General features: G+C 23.6%; 27 protein-coding genes. 21 read left to right on the forward strand and 6 right to left on the reverse strand.

Annotation, left to right across the window (positions count from 1 at the left end):
- Window positions 1-72: 72 nt before the first annotated feature.
- Both AACL05_RS06140 and AACL05_RS06145 read right to left on the reverse strand, forming a co-directional pair.
- Window positions 73-1,842 (reverse strand): ribonuclease J, encoded by a 1,770-nt coding sequence (locus AACL05_RS06140; RefSeq protein ID WP_338960685.1) that lies wholly within the window; start codon window positions 1,840-1,842, stop codon window positions 73-75.
- Between the two features lie 178 nt (window positions 1,843-2,020).
- On the reverse strand, window positions 2,021-4,135 hold the full coding sequence (locus AACL05_RS06145; RefSeq protein ID WP_338960688.1) for a polyribonucleotide nucleotidyltransferase: 2,115 nt from the start codon (window positions 4,133-4,135) through the stop codon (window positions 2,021-2,023).
- Window positions 4,136-4,241: 106 nt separating this feature from the next.
- On the opposite strand from AACL05_RS06145, the gene AACL05_RS06150 reads away from it, so the two are divergent.
- Window positions 4,242-4,577: a rhodanese-like domain-containing protein gene (locus AACL05_RS06150; RefSeq protein ID WP_338960691.1), complete on the forward strand. Its 336-nt coding sequence runs from the start codon at window positions 4,242-4,244 to the stop codon at window positions 4,575-4,577.
- Between the two features lies 1 nt (window position 4,578).
- Here the strand turns inward: AACL05_RS06150 and AACL05_RS06155 are convergent, their stop codons facing one another.
- The 3 genes from AACL05_RS06155 to AACL05_RS06165 are packed head-to-tail and all read right to left on the reverse strand — an operon-like array spanning window position 4,579 to window position 6,250.
- On the reverse strand, window positions 4,579-4,977 hold the full coding sequence (locus tag AACL05_RS06155) for a hypothetical protein (protein ID WP_281749171.1): 399 nt from the start codon (window positions 4,975-4,977) through the stop codon (window positions 4,579-4,581).
- A gap of 38 nt (window positions 4,978-5,015) precedes the next feature.
- Window positions 5,016-5,831 (reverse strand): NAD(+)/NADH kinase, encoded by an 816-nt coding sequence (locus AACL05_RS06160; RefSeq protein WP_338960695.1) that lies wholly within the window; start codon window positions 5,829-5,831, stop codon window positions 5,016-5,018.
- A gap of 23 nt (window positions 5,832-5,854) precedes the next feature.
- Entirely contained in the window at window positions 5,855-6,250 is a 396-nt protein-coding gene (locus AACL05_RS06165; RefSeq protein ID WP_174481244.1) for a Spx/MgsR family RNA polymerase-binding regulatory protein, read from the reverse strand.
- A gap of 398 nt (window positions 6,251-6,648) precedes the next feature.
- On the opposite strand from AACL05_RS06165, the gene AACL05_RS06170 reads away from it, so the two are divergent.
- The 18 genes from AACL05_RS06170 (at window position 6,649) to AACL05_RS06255 (ending at window position 14,054) form a co-directional block, all read left to right on the forward strand.
- A complete protein-coding gene (locus AACL05_RS06170; protein WP_338960698.1) occupies window positions 6,649-6,831 on the forward strand; it encodes a hypothetical protein in 183 nt (60 codons plus the stop codon).
- Window positions 6,832-7,589: 758 nt separating this feature from the next.
- The gene (locus AACL05_RS06175) at window positions 7,590-8,108 is read left to right on the forward strand and encodes a hypothetical protein (RefSeq protein ID WP_338960700.1); all 519 of its coding nucleotides are present in this window, start codon (window positions 7,590-7,592) and stop codon (window positions 8,106-8,108) included.
- Window positions 8,080-8,250 carry a hypothetical protein gene (locus AACL05_RS06180; protein WP_338960703.1) on the forward strand — a complete coding sequence of 57 codons (171 nt, stop codon included), beginning with the start codon at window positions 8,080-8,082 and terminating at the stop codon, window positions 8,248-8,250. The genes AACL05_RS06175 and AACL05_RS06180 overlap by 29 nt, the downstream gene beginning before the upstream one ends.
- Window positions 8,243-8,446 (forward strand): hypothetical protein, encoded by a 204-nt coding sequence (locus AACL05_RS06185; protein ID WP_338960705.1) that lies wholly within the window; start codon window positions 8,243-8,245, stop codon window positions 8,444-8,446. The genes AACL05_RS06180 and AACL05_RS06185 overlap by 8 nt, the downstream gene beginning before the upstream one ends.
- An 8-nt stretch (window positions 8,447-8,454) precedes the next feature.
- Complete coding sequence (locus AACL05_RS06190; RefSeq protein ID WP_338960708.1) at window positions 8,455-8,646, forward strand: hypothetical protein; 192 nt, start codon at window positions 8,455-8,457, stop codon at window positions 8,644-8,646.
- Between the two features lie 81 nt (window positions 8,647-8,727).
- The gene (locus AACL05_RS06195) at window positions 8,728-8,931 is read left to right on the forward strand and encodes a hypothetical protein (protein WP_338960710.1); all 204 of its coding nucleotides are present in this window, start codon (window positions 8,728-8,730) and stop codon (window positions 8,929-8,931) included.
- Window positions 8,921-9,214: a hypothetical protein gene (locus AACL05_RS06200; RefSeq protein WP_338960712.1), complete on the forward strand. Its 294-nt coding sequence runs from the start codon at window positions 8,921-8,923 to the stop codon at window positions 9,212-9,214. The genes AACL05_RS06195 and AACL05_RS06200 overlap by 11 nt, the downstream gene beginning before the upstream one ends.
- Window positions 9,215-9,217: 3 nt before the next feature.
- The gene (locus AACL05_RS06205) at window positions 9,218-9,379 is read left to right on the forward strand and encodes a hypothetical protein (protein ID WP_338960714.1); all 162 of its coding nucleotides are present in this window, start codon (window positions 9,218-9,220) and stop codon (window positions 9,377-9,379) included.
- Window positions 9,379-9,732, forward strand: coding sequence for a hypothetical protein (locus AACL05_RS06210; protein WP_338960716.1), 354 nt, complete (start codon window positions 9,379-9,381; stop codon window positions 9,730-9,732). The genes AACL05_RS06205 and AACL05_RS06210 overlap by 1 nt, the downstream gene beginning before the upstream one ends.
- A 101-nt stretch (window positions 9,733-9,833) precedes the next feature.
- On the forward strand, window positions 9,834-9,965 hold the full coding sequence (locus AACL05_RS06215) for a hypothetical protein (RefSeq protein WP_338960719.1): 132 nt from the start codon (window positions 9,834-9,836) through the stop codon (window positions 9,963-9,965).
- Entirely contained in the window at window positions 9,965-10,201 is a 237-nt protein-coding gene (locus AACL05_RS06220; RefSeq protein WP_338960722.1) for a hypothetical protein, read from the forward strand. Before AACL05_RS06215 ends, AACL05_RS06220 begins: the two co-directional genes overlap by 1 nt.
- Before the next feature lie 105 nt (window positions 10,202-10,306).
- Window positions 10,307-11,068 (forward strand): hypothetical protein, encoded by a 762-nt coding sequence (locus tag AACL05_RS06225; RefSeq protein WP_338960724.1) that lies wholly within the window; start codon window positions 10,307-10,309, stop codon window positions 11,066-11,068.
- A gap of 16 nt (window positions 11,069-11,084) precedes the next feature.
- The gene (locus AACL05_RS06230) at window positions 11,085-11,240 is read left to right on the forward strand and encodes a hypothetical protein (RefSeq protein ID WP_338960727.1); all 156 of its coding nucleotides are present in this window, start codon (window positions 11,085-11,087) and stop codon (window positions 11,238-11,240) included.
- A gap of 36 nt (window positions 11,241-11,276) precedes the next feature.
- Window positions 11,277-11,465: a hypothetical protein gene (locus AACL05_RS06235; RefSeq protein ID WP_174481134.1), complete on the forward strand. Its 189-nt coding sequence runs from the start codon at window positions 11,277-11,279 to the stop codon at window positions 11,463-11,465.
- Window position 11,466: 1 nt separating this feature from the next.
- Window positions 11,467-11,652 carry a hypothetical protein gene (locus AACL05_RS06240; protein WP_338960729.1) on the forward strand — a complete coding sequence of 62 codons (186 nt, stop codon included), beginning with the start codon at window positions 11,467-11,469 and terminating at the stop codon, window positions 11,650-11,652.
- A 17-nt stretch (window positions 11,653-11,669) separates the two neighbouring features.
- The gene (locus AACL05_RS06245; protein ID WP_338960732.1) at window positions 11,670-12,044 is read left to right on the forward strand and encodes a hypothetical protein; all 375 of its coding nucleotides are present in this window, start codon (window positions 11,670-11,672) and stop codon (window positions 12,042-12,044) included.
- Between the two features lie 18 nt (window positions 12,045-12,062).
- Window positions 12,063-13,244, forward strand: coding sequence for a hypothetical protein (locus AACL05_RS06250; protein ID WP_338985886.1), 1,182 nt, complete (start codon window positions 12,063-12,065; stop codon window positions 13,242-13,244).
- A 15-nt stretch (window positions 13,245-13,259) separates the two neighbouring features.
- Entirely contained in the window at window positions 13,260-14,054 is a 795-nt protein-coding gene (locus AACL05_RS06255) for a hypothetical protein (RefSeq protein WP_338985888.1), read from the forward strand.
- 12 nt (window positions 14,055-14,066) lie between these two features.
- Here AACL05_RS06255 and AACL05_RS06260 read toward each other — a convergent pair whose 3' ends face one another.
- Window positions 14,067-15,017, reverse strand: coding sequence for an IS30 family transposase (locus AACL05_RS06260; protein WP_338960236.1), 951 nt, complete (start codon window positions 15,015-15,017; stop codon window positions 14,067-14,069).
- Window positions 15,018-15,497: 480 nt separating this feature from the next.
- Between AACL05_RS06260 and AACL05_RS06265 the strand changes: the two genes are divergently transcribed.
- A complete protein-coding gene (locus AACL05_RS06265; RefSeq protein ID WP_338985889.1) occupies window positions 15,498-16,040 on the forward strand; it encodes a hypothetical protein in 543 nt (180 codons plus the stop codon).
- A gap of 3 nt (window positions 16,041-16,043) precedes the next feature.
- Window positions 16,044-16,520, forward strand: a complete 477-nt coding sequence (locus AACL05_RS06270) for a hypothetical protein (protein ID WP_338985890.1) — start codon at window positions 16,044-16,046, stop codon at window positions 16,518-16,520.
- The last annotated feature ends 39 nt before the right edge of the window (window positions 16,521-16,559 follow it).

The following is a 16,559-nucleotide window of genomic DNA, read 5'->3' on the forward strand; positions in this document are numbered from 1 at the left end:
TATATAAATTTTAAAATTAGTTTAAATATGAAAAAATTATATAATTTAAGGTTAATGATATTATCATTAACCTTAAATTTCATTAACAACTGTTAAAATCATAGGTAACTTACCAGTTTCTTTTTTAATATAATCTTGTAAATCATTTTTCATTTTAGTCTTAACTTCACTAAGACTAAAAGCAGTATTAGTTTTATATTTTTCAATAACATTAATAATAATGTTTTGCAATTTTTTCAACATTTCTTCATTATTAGTTAAATAAACAACACCACGCATTTGTGCATCAATTAAAGAAACAATTTCCTTAGTTTTACAATTTATTGTCACTCCTGTAATTAAAATACCATCACGTTGTAATTGTTTTCTTTCACTAATAACAATTGAACCAATATCACCAACACCAATACCATCTACATATACATCACCAGTTTTTATTAAGTTATCTGTTGTTTTATTAGTAGCATTTTTATCATTAAAACGAGAAGGACGTGCAACATACTGTTTAACAAAATTATCAATTAATTTACCATTTTCAAAAGTAATAACTTCACCATTATCATGAATTAAAGCATTGTTATGTAACACACCAGCATCAATGGCTGCTGCTTGTGCTGCTACAAAATCTTTATATAAACCTTTAACTGGTAAAAAATATTTTGGTTCAATAATATTAACCATTAACTTAATATCTTCATAAGAAGCATTTAAACTTCAAGCTTGTTTTTCTGATATATTAATAACTTTAACATCAGTACGTGCTAAGTCATCTAATAAGGCTGCATGAGCCAATTCATTTCCTGGAATTGGTGGAGTTGCTAAAATTATTGTATCTTGCGATTCAAGTTTTAAATAATCATCATTACCAATAGCAATTTTATTCATTCTAGTAAATAAACGTTCACCACTACCAGTAACAATAATTACTGTATCTTTAGTACCAATTGTTTGTGCTAAATTAATAATTTGTGATTTATCAATATTGAAAGCGTTTAAATCATTAACTTTTAATAAAATATCATATAAAGTTGCACCATAAACTGCAATTTTACGTTTAGAGTCAGTTTCTTTAATAGCATTAAGAATTTCACTAACACGATATAAATCTTGATCATAACATGCAAGAATAACCCTTCCTGGTGCTTCTTTTAATACTGGTTCAATAATAGTTTGAATTTTATGCTTAGGAGCTGTAAAAGCTTTTCTATTGGCACATGTTGCTTCACTAATTAATAATAAAACATCATTTTTAGAAACACTAGCTAAATGTTGAATATCAGTAGTAAAATCACTACGATGTTCACCATCAAAAATATAATCACCCGTATAAACAATTGTTTCATTTAATTTAATATTTTCACCATTATTTACAGTTAAAACAAAACCTAAACTACCTGGAATTGAAGTAGTTGTTTTAAATGTTTTAACAACAACATTACCAAACGATACTTTTTGTTCAGGCTCAATAGTTTTAATTATAATTTCATTTTGATTAATAAAACGAAAACGTTCTAATTTCTGCTTAATCATAAAATCAGTTAATTTACTAGTAAAGATTGGAACTTTATACTCGGGTTTTATTTTATTAAAATCTTTTAAAATATAAGGTAGTGCTCCAAAAGCATCATCAGATGGTTTTGAAATAAATATACCTTGAATACGATGTTTATTTTCTTTTAAATATGTATAATCTGGAATAATAATATCAATTCCTAAAATTTCTCTTTCTGGGAGTCTAATGCCGGCATCAAATACAAATATCTTATCATTTACTTCAACAACATATAAGTTTTTACCACGTTCATCTAATCCACCCAGAGCAAATACTTTTATCTTTGCCATGTTTTCACCAGTTTTCAACTTTCTTTATTTTTATTTTATAAAATTTAATATCTTAGAAGAACATAAAAATTAAAATTTTAACTTAAATTCCCAAGATGCTGCTATATTATGTTATTAGTATTTTAACACTAATTTAATAATAAAACTGTAATTAATTTTCATTAAAAATAGTTTCAAATTATTTATCAATAATTTCTAAACTAAGCTTACTATTATCTTCAACTTTAATTACTCGAACTTTAATTATATCATTAATTTTAACGACATTATTTAAATTATCAATACGTTTATTAAATTTTTTTGAAAATTCTGAAATATGAATTAAACCATCAATCTTATCTTGTAAATTAACAAAAACACCAAAATTAACAATTTTTACAACTTTACTATCAAATTCAGAACCGATTTTAATTTGAACAGGATTAACAATACTTTCAATAATTTGTCAAGCTTTATCAATGGCTGATTGTTCATTATGATAAATCATCAATCGTCCATCATCTTCAATATCAATTTTAACATTATCACAGTCGGTAATAATTTTATTAATAACTTTCCCACCAACACCAATAATATCACGAATTTTATCAATTGGAATTAACTTTTGAATAATTTTTGGAGCATTAGGTGCCAATGTAGTTCTAGGCTTTTTAATTACTTCATTCATGTTTGCTAATACTTGTAATCTCGCAACTCTGGCTTTTTCCAAAGCTTGTGTAATAATATTAAAATCAATACCAGTAATTTTAATATCCATTTGTAAAGCACAAATACCATTGGCTGTTCCTGCCACTTTAAAATCCATATCACCTAAGTGATCTTCTAATCCTTGAATGTCAGTTAAAATTGTAAAATCTTTTTCTTCTTTAATTAAACCCATGGCAATACCAGCAATTGCAGCTCTAATTGGTACACCACCAGCCATTAATGCCATTGATGAAGCACAAATTGCTGCTTGTGAAGTTGAACCATTTGATGCTAATACTTCTGATACTAATCTAATTGTATAAGGGAAATCTTTTTCAAGAGGAATAATTTGTAATAATGCTTTTTCACCAAGGGCGCCATGACCAATCTCACGTCGTGAAGGAACACCCATTCTTCCGGTTTCACCAACAGAAAATGGAGAAAAATTATAATGATGAATAAAACGTTTATACTCTTCTTTACCTAATCCATCAATAATTTGATGTTCAGCAAGTGCACCCAACGTTAAAACTGATAAAACTTGTGTTTCACCACGAGTAAACATTGCACTACCATGAACAATAGGTAAAACATCAATCATACTTGTTAATTTTCTAATATCATCAGCTTTTCGTCCATCAACTCGTACATTATTTTTTAAAATCATAGTACGCATTGCTTTTTGTAATAATTGATCAATACTTTTGCATAAATTATGAATAGTTGTTTCTTCACCAATATTTAAAACTTCTTGATTAAATTCATTTTTAAAACTTTGAAATGTTTCTTCAACTAAATTTTTAATCAAGTTGCTTCGACTTTTTTTATCAACAGTAGTACTAATTTTACTAATTTGTGATTGACAATTTGTTTCTACAAATTGTTCAATATTAACAGGAATTAATGCTAACTGTGGCTCAAATTTATTTGGTTTTAATTTTTCAATGATACTTTCTTGAAAAATTATTAATTTAATAATATGTTCATGTGCAAATTTTAATGCTTTAATCATATCTTTTTCTAAAATATCATGACATCCTGCTTCAACCATATTGATGGCATCTTTTGTTCCACCAACAATTAATTCCATTTTTGAATTTAATAATTGCTCTTGTGTTGGATTAAGGACAAGTTCATCATTTATTTTACCAACAACAACAGTAGCACTAGGACCCTGAAATGGCAAACTACTTAATCCTAAAGCAAGTGAAGTCCCAAAAGCTGCATTTACTCTAACATCACAAGCATCATCTAACGCAAAAACATTATTTACAACTTGCACTTCATTAACAAAACCTTTTGGAAATAATGGACGAATTGAACGATCAATTAATCTAGCACATAGTGTTGCATATTCACTAGGTCGACCTTCACGCTTTAAAAAACCACCCGGAATCTTACCAACTGAATATAACTTTTCTTGAAAAACTATTTGTAATGGAAAAAAATCTTGATTATTAATAACTTCATTATAAGATACAGTTGTTAATACAACTGTATTTCCATAAGTAATTTTTACTGATTTTTCTGCTAAATTAGCCATTGTACCTAATTCAACAATTAATTCATATTTTCCTTCTTTAAAAAGGAATTTTTCTTTTAACATTATTTTACTCCTTAACTTCCATTTTTTGTCGCAACTATGAGCATTATAGCATAATAAAATGTTAAAATAAGTTATAGAACAATTTTATTTTAGGAGGTCATAACTTATGTTTAAATATAAAATACAAAATGAAATTTCAATTTCAAATAAAGACTTTGATAAAATTAAAAATAAAGCTTTAATTATTGATGTTCGTGATGTTGCTGAATATCAAATTTTAAAAAAAATAACAAATGATAATGGTGAACTTAATATTGTTAATATTCCTTACTATGATTTGATTAAAAATCCTAGTAAATATATTGAAAACAAAAATCAAGTGATTATAACTATTTGTAATGCAGGAAATCGTTCAACTGCTGCTGCACTAACACTCAGAGAATTGGGCTATACTAACACTTATGTTTTAATTAATGGTATTTATGGATATTACAAAAAATAACTTATTTCTCATTATTTAATTTAATAAGATCATTAATAGCAATACTTAAATTATTACAATAAGTTCCTAGGACTAAACTAACACTATCGTCTTGGTCTAAAATACCACGATTTTTAATTTTTTTAAGATTATTAAAATTAATTTTTGAATGATCAATAATCTCTACCTTAATTTTATTTGCTGTTGCTGTTGTCCCTTTAATATTATCAATTCCTCCTAAATCAACAATAAAATTTTGTAATTTAAATGGGAATTTTTGTGGTTTATTAATGGGTTTTAAACTACTTTCTTGTTGATTGCGTAATTTTTTAGCTGTACTAACATTTCATATTCAAATCCCAATACTAGCCACAGCAAATAACAATGCAATAACTAATAATACTATTTGTCAAATTGGCATGATTACCTTCCTTAATTAATATATTTTTAAATATTTTCTTAATCTTCTTGAATAAAAGCTTTTTTTACTTTAGCAAGTAAAGAATAATGATTAAGTCGATATTCTAAAACTTGTAACGTTAATTTTGATAATTTAATTGTTACCTTATCATTTAGTTTATCATTAAAATCAAAAGTATCAACAATTAATTTTCCAAAATCGCTCAATTTACTATCTTTTTGAATATTTTTCAAAGTAATTTCATGATTTTCATCCAAAATTAGTGGTGAATTTAAACTGCGATAACTATTATTAGCTACTGGAGCAATTTCATGAAATTGCATTAAGTTATGATTTGAAATTAAAACAGCACCACCAAGTGATTTCATTAAACCCGTCGAACCAGTTCTTGTTGCAATAACTAAACCAGAACCACGAAAGTTTTCAAATAATTGATTATTAATTAACACTTGACATGAAAGAGTTGTTGTTAAATTAACAAATTTAACTTCATTAATAGCATATAAAATCTTATTATTAATATTTACTTCTAATAATGAAAATTTATTTACTATTAAATTATTATCATTTTTATCAATTCACATTAATACTTTGTCAACTTCTGTGTTTAAAAAGTTTTCATAAAAACCAAGATTACCACATTTAAAACTAACAAACTTAACAGTATTGAGTATATTATTATAATCATGAACAGCTTTTAAAAATGTTCCATCACCACCAATAATAAAAACAATATCTGGAAAAGAAGTATCTTCAAGTGCTTTAAGGGCCAATAACTTGGCCCTTAATTCCTTAGCTAATGATTGAGAATTCTCATATTTATTAGCAATAATTGTAAATTTATAATTTTTCATCATGTATTCCAATCATATTTCAATTAAAATATTTCACAAGAATCTTCAAATTCGTTTTCAATAGAACCACGTAAAAATAATTCAATCTCATCTTCATTATAACCAATTTGAATACGTTGTTTATTTTCTTGAACAATAATTGGACGTTTTAAAACAGTTGGTGAAGTTTTAATTAAATCAAAAACTTGTAACATTGTTAACTTTTCAATATTAATAGCATGTGTTTTAATAAACTTTGCTCTTGTTGAAATAATATCACCAACACCATTTGGTACAAATCTTAATAATAATTTAATTTCAGTATCGGTCAATGGATTATGGATAATATTACGTTTAATATATGGAATTTTATGTTTATCAAAAAATTGAATAACTTTTTTTGAAGACAAACAACTTGGCGAAACATATATTTTAATCATGACAATACCCCTCTTTGCTTTTAGACTACATTTGATTTAAATACTCTTTTTTAAAATTAATATTTTTTTATCTTTAAAAGATAAAAGTTAATAAACTCTACATTACTATAATAATATATATTTCCACACTATCTTTGACCAAACTTAGAAAATAAGTACATGAAAGACCTTTTCCGCTATATCCTTCACCCACATATTATATCATATTATTTTTTGAAAAATAGATACTTTTATTCCTTAAATTTTATAAAAAAATTTAACATATATTTTACTGTCAAATTTTATTTATAATTTGAATTATAATATAATCAAATTATAAAATTAAATTTTCTTTATTTTAAAGTAAATAATTAAAAATAAATAATTTTTATGCATAAAAAACAAGGAGTTAACTAAACATGCCTATTCAAAATAATAACAGTAAATATTTTAAAGAATTCATAACTGGAACTATAATTAGTTCCACCGGAATATTATTAACTAGTCTTAGTTTATCAACTATTTTATTTTTTATGATAATACAAGAAATGGAAAAATCAAGGGAGGTTCCCAAAAAAGTAGGAAGATTAATTACTAGATAAATAAATTCTTTTGAATATTACCATTTAAAAATGATGATAGATAAATTAAATTCTCTTTTACCCTTAAATTTATATTCGACGTATTTTAAAAAATATATATTTAAATAAAATAAAAATTATTCTCAAAGTTATTATTAAGGAAAAAGACAAGAAATAATCTTGTCTTTTTTTGTAATTGTAAAATTTTAAAATTTTTAATAAACCTCTTTAACGCTATTATCAACACGTGTTAGGGAACTAAAAAAGTGAACTACAACACAGTTGTTAAAAATAGTAGCTAGAACATGTGGACTTGCATGGATAAATAAAAAGTGGAGTGATACCTAATAAAATATACTAACCATTTAATGGTAATTCTTGGGGTGGGAGCGAATTGGAAACTAGTATATATAGACCTGTTTTAGGGACCTATTGTATTAATTCTATTCTTTATTTAACCAACCTTGCCACCCCCCAGTGAGCAAGTGTTGGTTTTATTTTTTATTTTTTTTTGAAAAATTTTTTGAGCGAGAAAATAAATTTCAAACTTGTAAAAAAAATTGAGCGGTGCCGGTTCAATTAAAGTATTAATTTGTTTAACACAAATTAAATAAATATTGAATCGAATGCCTCGATTTCTTTTTAAAATTTCACAATTTATTTTTGAGCCCAGAATTTCTGAAATTAATAAAACTAATAGTAGTATTATTAATAATCTAAAAATCAAAATATATGTTCTTTATGCTAGAAGCAACAGAACATATTAGGAAAGGATTATTATGCAAATAGAATTTAAAAAAGAACAAATTGTTAAAGATAAACCACAATCTATTATTATTGATTATGGTGAATATAAATTACAATGTCCAAAATGAATGGTTAAAAATAATAGTTTTATTGCTGATGATAAATATACATATTGAGTTTTTAATTTAGAAAATATTAAAAAAGAATTAAGTGGTAATGAATTAATAAAATTATTAGAACCATATATTAAAAACCAAAAAATAACTGTTAATAAACCAACTGCTCCAAAAGAATATTATCTTAATGATATAAAACTTGAACCATTAAAATTTTATGAACAGCATAATAGTTGATTTATGGGTGAAATAACAGATAACAAAACTAAAATTACTAATCCTTGTTTTAAATATAACATTACGTGAGAAGAAAACAGAAAATGTTTTAAAATAAATAATCCATATAAACATGATGATTTACCAATTAATTATATAGTTACTTCTTATAAGGAAATTTCAACTCATAATGAAAAAGTATTTTTGTTGAACATGTAAACAAAATAAATTAGATTATTTATTCTTTAATACTAATGATATAAAAACAAGAAAATATTTTTTAAGAGATAAAAATAGTAAAGCAATTTGTTATGACTGTATTTTAAATATTAAGTTAAGTAGGAGGTATAAATATGGATAAAGAATATTTAACTAAAAGAGGAACGATTTGCATACCAGACAGTGATGATATTGAATTTAAAATAGGGCTAATTAAACTGATTGATGATTTAAAAAAAGATAATTTAGTTTGTGGTCATAAAGAATTTATTGAAGAATATAAATATTGTTGATGTAATTGTGATTTAGAAATTATTAAAACGGTTATTAGAGCTTAACTTAATTAATGCAATATGACTTAATTATTGGAATTGACCCTGCTGGAATTGGTAATAATGGAATGGTTATATATTCAAGTGAAACTAATAATATTGTTTTTAATGAAACATTTAATACATTAACTGTTTTATGAACTAAAAATATGTATAAAGAAAAATTGCAATTAATTAAAGAAAAATTTATTGATAAAAAAATATAAGTTATTGTAGAAAATTTCTTTTTAAGTTCAAAACAATTATTAACTAATCCATTAGCAACACCTAAAATTATTGGTGCATTAATGGTATTAGTTCAAGATGTTTTTAACTGAGATTATCTAGAAAACCACCCAAAAAATAAAAATAAAATAACAAATTATAAAGGAAATATAAAATTAACAAAACATGAACAAGATGCTTATAAGCATATTCAATATTATTTAAAAAATCATAAGAAAATATTGATTTTTGATAATTATTTAAGGAATTCTAAAAATGAAAGATAAAGAAAATTATGTCAAATTAAAAGTAAAACTGAGTAACACTATTGAAGCAAAATATTACGAAAAAGGTAATAAGGAATTATATTATAGTGTTCATGGTCAATGAAATGGATTAAATTATGTTACTTTAATTTTTAATAACCCAAAACTTTATAGACGCTGTATTTTATTAAACAAAAATGATGAAATTATTGTAACTGGTCAAATCTTTAACACTTTAAATATTCTTAAAAATCGTGTATTTTGTTCAATTAATGTTAAATGATTTAAAAAATGAAAAGAGTAAAAAATGATATTATGAAAAATTTTATTAATAGTACCAATATTAATAACAAGTATAACACTAATAATATTTTTAATATTTATTATTAAAAAATTAAAAAATGAATATAAAGTATTGAAAATATTAAGTGAAATTGCTAATCAAATTAAAAATAAGGAGAATAAATAATGAATAGATGTACATGAACTGAAACAATAACATTTGAAAAATTTATTCATGAACCACATTATGATGAAATTAAAAATGAACAAAGACAAAGACAATGTGAAAATATGACAGAAGAGCAATTTGATGAATATTGTAGAGCATATTGTAAAGAACATAGAATTAAAGTTGATGAAATTAATAAATCAAGACATAAAAATTGTATTAATAAAGAAAAATTAGTATCTTTTTTATCTGAATTTTATAATAATTTTAATCAAGTTGAAGACAAATGATTTCAATCAAAAGCAGATACTTATGCAAATATATTAGAATATTTAGAAAGTAATGAATTTTATAATGATAATAAAAATTAAAAAAAATAATAAATGTGGTTATGGTAGAGTTTTTGCTCATAAATGTAATAACTTATGTAAACAAAAACAAAATAAAAGAGTTAGGAAAGAAAGGTTAAATTATGAATAAAGAAAAATTACTTGAATATATTAAAAATATAATAATTTTTGACAGACTTAAATTAACTAAAAAAATCGATTATAGTTTTTTAAATTTATTAATTGAAAAAATAAAAAACGGAGACTTTGACTAATGATAATATTACCTACTTTGTTTGAAAATAAAGATGAAATTGAAATATTGTCACCATTTCCAAAAGCAATTCATACAAGTAATGATATTAGAGCAATTATTTTAAAACAATACCCAAATGTTAAATCCAAACACATAATTGTTTCTGACCCAGAAAGTAATGTTGCATTAATAGTTGGTGATAATGATGTTTATCAAGGTTGAATTAAAGTAACAATTAAAAAATTAGAAAATTAAAAAAATTAAAATTAGAATTCATGAATTTGAATTATATGATTATCAAGTAAATACTTTATTAGATATTGTAAGAGAAATGTTAAAAGCAAATAAAGGAGAATAGAAATGGAAACAAATAATTATACATTAACAAAAATAATACGCTCTTCAATAAGTCCTTTAAGTGCAATGATTGGTACAAGTGCTTATTATGGTCAAGTAATAAGTAATCCAGTATTAGGTTCAATTAATAGTTTATTATTTGGTAAAAAATTAGGTTTAGATATATGAAATTTAAATCAAAGACCAAATACTAAAACTAAATTAATTAATAGTTCTAAAAAAATCTTATTAGGTTTAGGAACAATTGGTTTAGCAAATTATAGTAAATGAACAGAAAATAATATTAATCCTATTATTCCAACAACACCAATGCCAATAACTACTACAACTACAACTGAGGGTCCTCCATGATTACTATTAAATAAACAAGAAAATCAGTCATTAATGGATTGAGATACATATATTAGTTTAAATGCTTATGGTATATCAAATCTTATTAGTGGATTAACTGAGTTAATACCTAATAAATTTGAAACAATAAGAAAGATTTGTAATATGGCTACTGGTGGATGTTTAATTTCAAGTGGAGTTGCTATGGGTATTAATAATGATTTTAATAATGCTTATGCAGTACCTACCATAATTGCTGGTGCTTCTGAAATTATCAATAATTTATTACCTATGGAAACCACACATCATAATGAAGAAATGCAAGAAACAGCATTTAATCATGAAACTACAAGATTAATTAATGATAGTGTAAGTGAATATGGTACTACTAATCAATCAAATTTAAGATGAGATTATAGTCATATGAGTTTATAAAGGAGGTGAATAATTTATGAATAAAGAAAAATTACTTGAATATTACACTGAAATAATAAAAGATGCAAATAAAGAGGCAGAACATTTACAAAAAAAATTAGATGAATTAATAGTATCTGTACTTTGTTACCATAGAATGGTAGAAAAAATTAAAAATGGAGACTTTGATTAATAATTAAAAATAAATAGTTGAAAGGAAAATATTCTAATGAAAGAATTTTTACATGAATTAATAATTATTGGAACAAGTGTTGGAACATTAATTTGCAGAGAAATTATTGTTTTATTAAAAAGATTTATCACAACTCCAAAACATGTTAGAGCAAATAACAAAATTATAAAACATCAAAAAAAATTAGCAAAATTAAATGAAAAGATTAATAAAGGAGAAAAATAATATGAAAAAAATTGAATTTAATGAAAAATATAGAAAACAAGATATTAGTATTGATAGAGATTTTGATTTACATATTGATAATTGTTTTAAATTTTCTGATATCAATACATTAGAAAATGCTGTTAATGATTATAAAAAACTAATAAGTGAAATGCCACAATTAGTTAAAGATTGATTATTGGGATAAGATTAGGAGAATGTTAAATGTTAGAAAATGAAAATAATGTTCAACAAACAACTGAACCTTTAACTGAAAATAATGCTCAACAAGAAATAGAAAATAAAGTTAATGAAGCAGAAAATAAGTTAAATAAACTTAATCAAGAAATTAAAGAAAAAGAAATGATTAATATATTTAAAAAATATCAAGTTAAAACTGAATTTTATGATTTTTTAAAATTTAAAACAAGTAATCTAGAAAATTCAAAAATTGAAGAAACTATTAAAAAAATGATTAAAGAACAACCAGTATTTAAACAAACAATTAATACAGGTGGCAAACCACAAACAATAATAACAAATCAACAAAATTCAATAAAAAGTACATTATTGGATTATAAAAAAAATAATAATTTATAACAAAAAGGAAATCAAAAAATGGCAATACAATTCAATAAAAATTTAGATAATACCGAAAAATTAGTAGAAGCACCAGAGTTTATAGAATTTTATAAACAATCAAATTCACCATGAGCAAGTTTTTTTCCTATCGAAATGGTTAATTCAACAAAAATTGAATTTATAGTTAAAAAACCAAAAAATTCAGAAATTAAAGTATTAAAATGAAATGATAAAAGCAAAGGATTAGATGTTAGTTATGCTGAAACTATTAAAATTTTAAAAAAAATTAAAGAAGAAGCAGTTGCGGGTGAAATAATTGCTAATGTTGATTTAAATGCTGAAAATGGACAAAATTTATTAAATACAATGCAATATGAAGTTGCTAATGATTTAGCAGATTATTTAGCAAATAATGATACAAATGTAATTGCAAAATATGCAACTAAAATAGAAATTACTGATAAAGCATCAGTAGAATATTTAAAATCAATGTTAGATGCTTGAAATACTTTATTTCAATTAAGAAATAGTAATAATTGTCGTTTTTTTATTACTAATAATCTTTATGATAGTATTGTTTATTTAGCTAATAATAAAGGATTAATTACTGATAATCAGATTGCTCAACAATTAAGATTAAATGGAAATGATTTATATATTAAAGGTGTACTATGTCAAATTGTAATGGATGATTATATGACATTTACTGATAATAATGAAACTAAAATTATGTCTTTTGTTTTAGCAACACCAAGAGCAATGAAAAGATATATGTTACAAAATACAGTTGTATATGTTCAAGATATTGCTGATGGTAAAGTTGGAAGAAGATATTTAGTTGGTGGAGAAGTAACTGGTGAATCAATACCCTATATAACAGATGAAGAAACAACTTCACGCTGAATGTTATGTGCAATTGTTAATAATGATAAAACTGATTTAAAAACTAAGATTACAACTTTAACAATTGATATTACTGCAAATGTTAATAACAATAATAGTGAATTAAATACACAAATAAAAAGTACTAATGAACTTAAATCATTAAATCCATATTTAACAAATCCAACTATTAAATATTTTAGTGATGCACAAGGGAAAACTAATGTAAGTAATCAAAAACAAAAAGCAGGTGACTTATATATAACTATTACTGCAAATGTTAATGACTTAAATTATAAAGGAACAACTAATCCTATTAAAATAACTCTTAAATAAAGGAAATTAAATGCCATGCCAATTGGTACAACTAGTACAGCAATACTTTTAAACATAAATAAACCAAAACATACTAGAATAAGTAAACAACAAGAAAATAAAAGTTTTTGATGAGAAATTTTAGAAATGATTGGTGTACTAGTTATAGCAGTAGCACTTGCTCCTTTTACTGGTGGATTAAGTGAAAGTTTTGCACTTGGATTAGGTGCTAGTGATTTAGTTGCTAGTATTAGTGCTGTTGGTGTAGAGTTTTTAACTAATTTTACTATTAATCAAGTTTATGATTATTTAAAAGGAAATGTAACAAAATTAAATACTTTCTTTAATATACTTCCTGCATTTACTGGACTTAATAAAATTAGTCGTGGTTATCGTACAACTAAATTTATTAAATTAGCACAAAAAACTAAAACATTAGAACAAGTTGGAATTAAAGAAGTAAAAAACTTACAAGAAATTATTAGTCAAGTAAGTGGAAAAGAAATTTTAACAGATAAAATTATTGGTAATAAACGTTATTTAATGAATTATAGTTTTACTCCTAATCGTGAAACAGTATTACGAGATTTAGGTTATGTTGCTGAAAGACAATATAAGAATAATTTTCAAAAATTAGAAACAGAAAAATTAATGGAACACTTATTATTACAAAATACATTAATAAAATTAAGTCCCCAATTAACTCCTAAATTTAAAATTAAAGATATTGAAAAAGCAAATAACTTTTTAAAAAAATTTAATACTGATTTAAAAAAAGTACTATCTATGAATCCACATGATTGATTAAATTTAGTTCATGCTAAATTGTAAAGGTAAGTGCAACTAAATTATTTTTCTATCCAAATATTCGATTGGTGAAAGATAATTTAGTATTTTTCTTGGTCTTTGGTTTAAAGACAATATAAATTTATGAACTTCATTTTTATTAGTTTTTGAAAAAATAAATTTTTTAGGAAATTTTTCTCTAATTAAACCATTAGTATTTTCATTAGTACCTCTTTGTCAAGGTGAATATGGATTGGCAAAATAAATTTTTATATCTAAATTTTTTTCAAGTTGTTGTCAATTTGAAAATTCTTTGCCACGATCAAAAGTAATAGTTTTAACAATGTTTTTAGGAAGAATTGATAAATAATAACTAACATTTTTATTAATAACTTTAGTAGTTCTGTTTTTAACTAATATTGCTAAAGTAAATCGTGATACTCTTTCAACTAAAGTTATTAAACATGATTTGCTTTTACCTCGTGATGATACTATAGTATCTCCTTCTCAATGACCAAGTGTTATACGATCATTAACATTTATATCTCGTTCTTTAATTGATTTACCATTAAACTTGCCACGATTTTCTTTAGATTTTCGTTTTTTACCTTTTCTTCTTAAATTTTTACTAGTAACTTTATCAAGCATTCCAAAATAAATTCAAGTATAAATTGTTTTAAAACTAATAACTCACTCTTTATGAAAATTTTTAATTCTGCCATAAATTTGTTCAGGTGATCAACCTAATAGTAATTTTTGTTGTACATATTTTACTAAATTCTTATTTTTAAACTTATGAAAACTAATATGTGATTGTTTTCGATTTTCAGCTTTATTTTGTGCAATTAATGAAAAATAATGATTATTATCTTTATTTCTATTAATTTCTCGAATAATAGTACTAATACTTCGATTAAGATTTTTAGCTATTTCACTAATTTTAAATTTAAATTTCAATTGATTCTCAATATAAATCCTTTCATCTATGCCAAGATGTTTATAACTCATATAAAAACTCCTTACTTTTTTCTAAACTAAATTTAGCATTATGAAATTTTTATATGAGAATTTTTTGCAATTTTATTTACTTGCACTTACAAGTATAACTCAGCTCATACAATACATTCAGAAAATAGATATGGAAAAACTTTAATTTTAGATTTACAAAAAATTCGTGCTAATGCTATTAAATTTAATTTTAAAAATAATGTTATTAATCAACTTGTTTTAAAAGCAAATCAAACTTTTAAATATTTTGATATTAGATTTTATTTAAAAAAAGGTTTAAATAAATTTTGAAAAGATACACCATATTTTGAAAAAATACGAGAAAGTATATATAAATTACAAGAAAAATTTGAAAAATTAGAAAAACAAGTATTTGAAAAAATTCAGAAATTAAAAGAAAAAGCAACTGATTTATTTACTAGTGCAGAAAAAAGAACAATTAAACATGCACAATTAATTCCATTAAATTCCCCAGTATTTATGGGTTGTAAAATTCAACCTTTGTCATTAGATAAATGTGCAATTACTATTTATCATCGCAATCCTAAATATAAACCAATTACAGTTGTTGATAGTATTCTTAAAGCAAAAACTTTTGTTACTCAAATACATCCATTCCATTGATATCGTTGATATAGTGGTTGATACATTGGTTATGGCGTTAATCGTAATAAATGATTAAAAGCAATAGCATTTGCTCCACCAGTTTTACAACAAGTAATTAGAGATAGTTTTAAAGTATATAGAGAAATATTTAGAATAATAAGAACTTATTATAAAGTAGTAAATGTTATTAATAATCCTATTGAAAATATTAACAAATCATTTAAAAATGTTGGTTTAAAGTTTTCAGTTAATACTTTATTTGGTACTGGATTATTACATCATTTAGAAAAATTTGCATATAGTCAAGTTGCAGAAAAAGGTAAGAAAAAATTACAAAAAGAAATTATCCATATATCACATAGAAAAACTAAAACAAAAACTAAACATTATAAAAAAGCATTTTTTAAGGAATGATAAATTATGATTAATAAACTTTGAACTGGTGTCAGTCTAGAAAATTATAATAACTGATATCCATTAACTGGAAAAATTACAGAAACACCACAGCAATATATACAAACATGACCAAATGTTAATGATTGATTTAAAACTTTTGCTATTCGTGCTCAAAATGATATTAATGCTTATCTTGGTTTTATTTTATCTAAATTTCCTTTTGATAGTTTTAAAGATGAATTAATTAAAGAAACATTAAGAGATATGGTTTATGTAACCGCTGAACATTGAGTATTTAATCGTACACCAATTGAATTTAATGTTGATACTACTATTCAGTTTAATAATGGTAGTCAATTTAGTGCAAATAGTATTCCTACAATTAATGTTTGAGATTTAGTACCAAGTAGAATGAAAATATGGGCAAGACTAACAGAATTAAAACAAATATTATCAAATTATAATGATGATGAAATAGATGTTGCTGAGTTATACTTGTAAGTGCAAGTAAATAAAATTGCAAAAAATTCTCATATAAAA

Source organism: Spiroplasma endosymbiont of Thecophora atra, from assembly GCF_964019735.1.
In the GTDB taxonomy this organism is placed as follows: domain Bacteria; phylum Bacillota_I; class Bacilli_A; order Mycoplasmatales; family VBWQ01; genus Spiroplasma_E; species Spiroplasma_E ixodetis_A.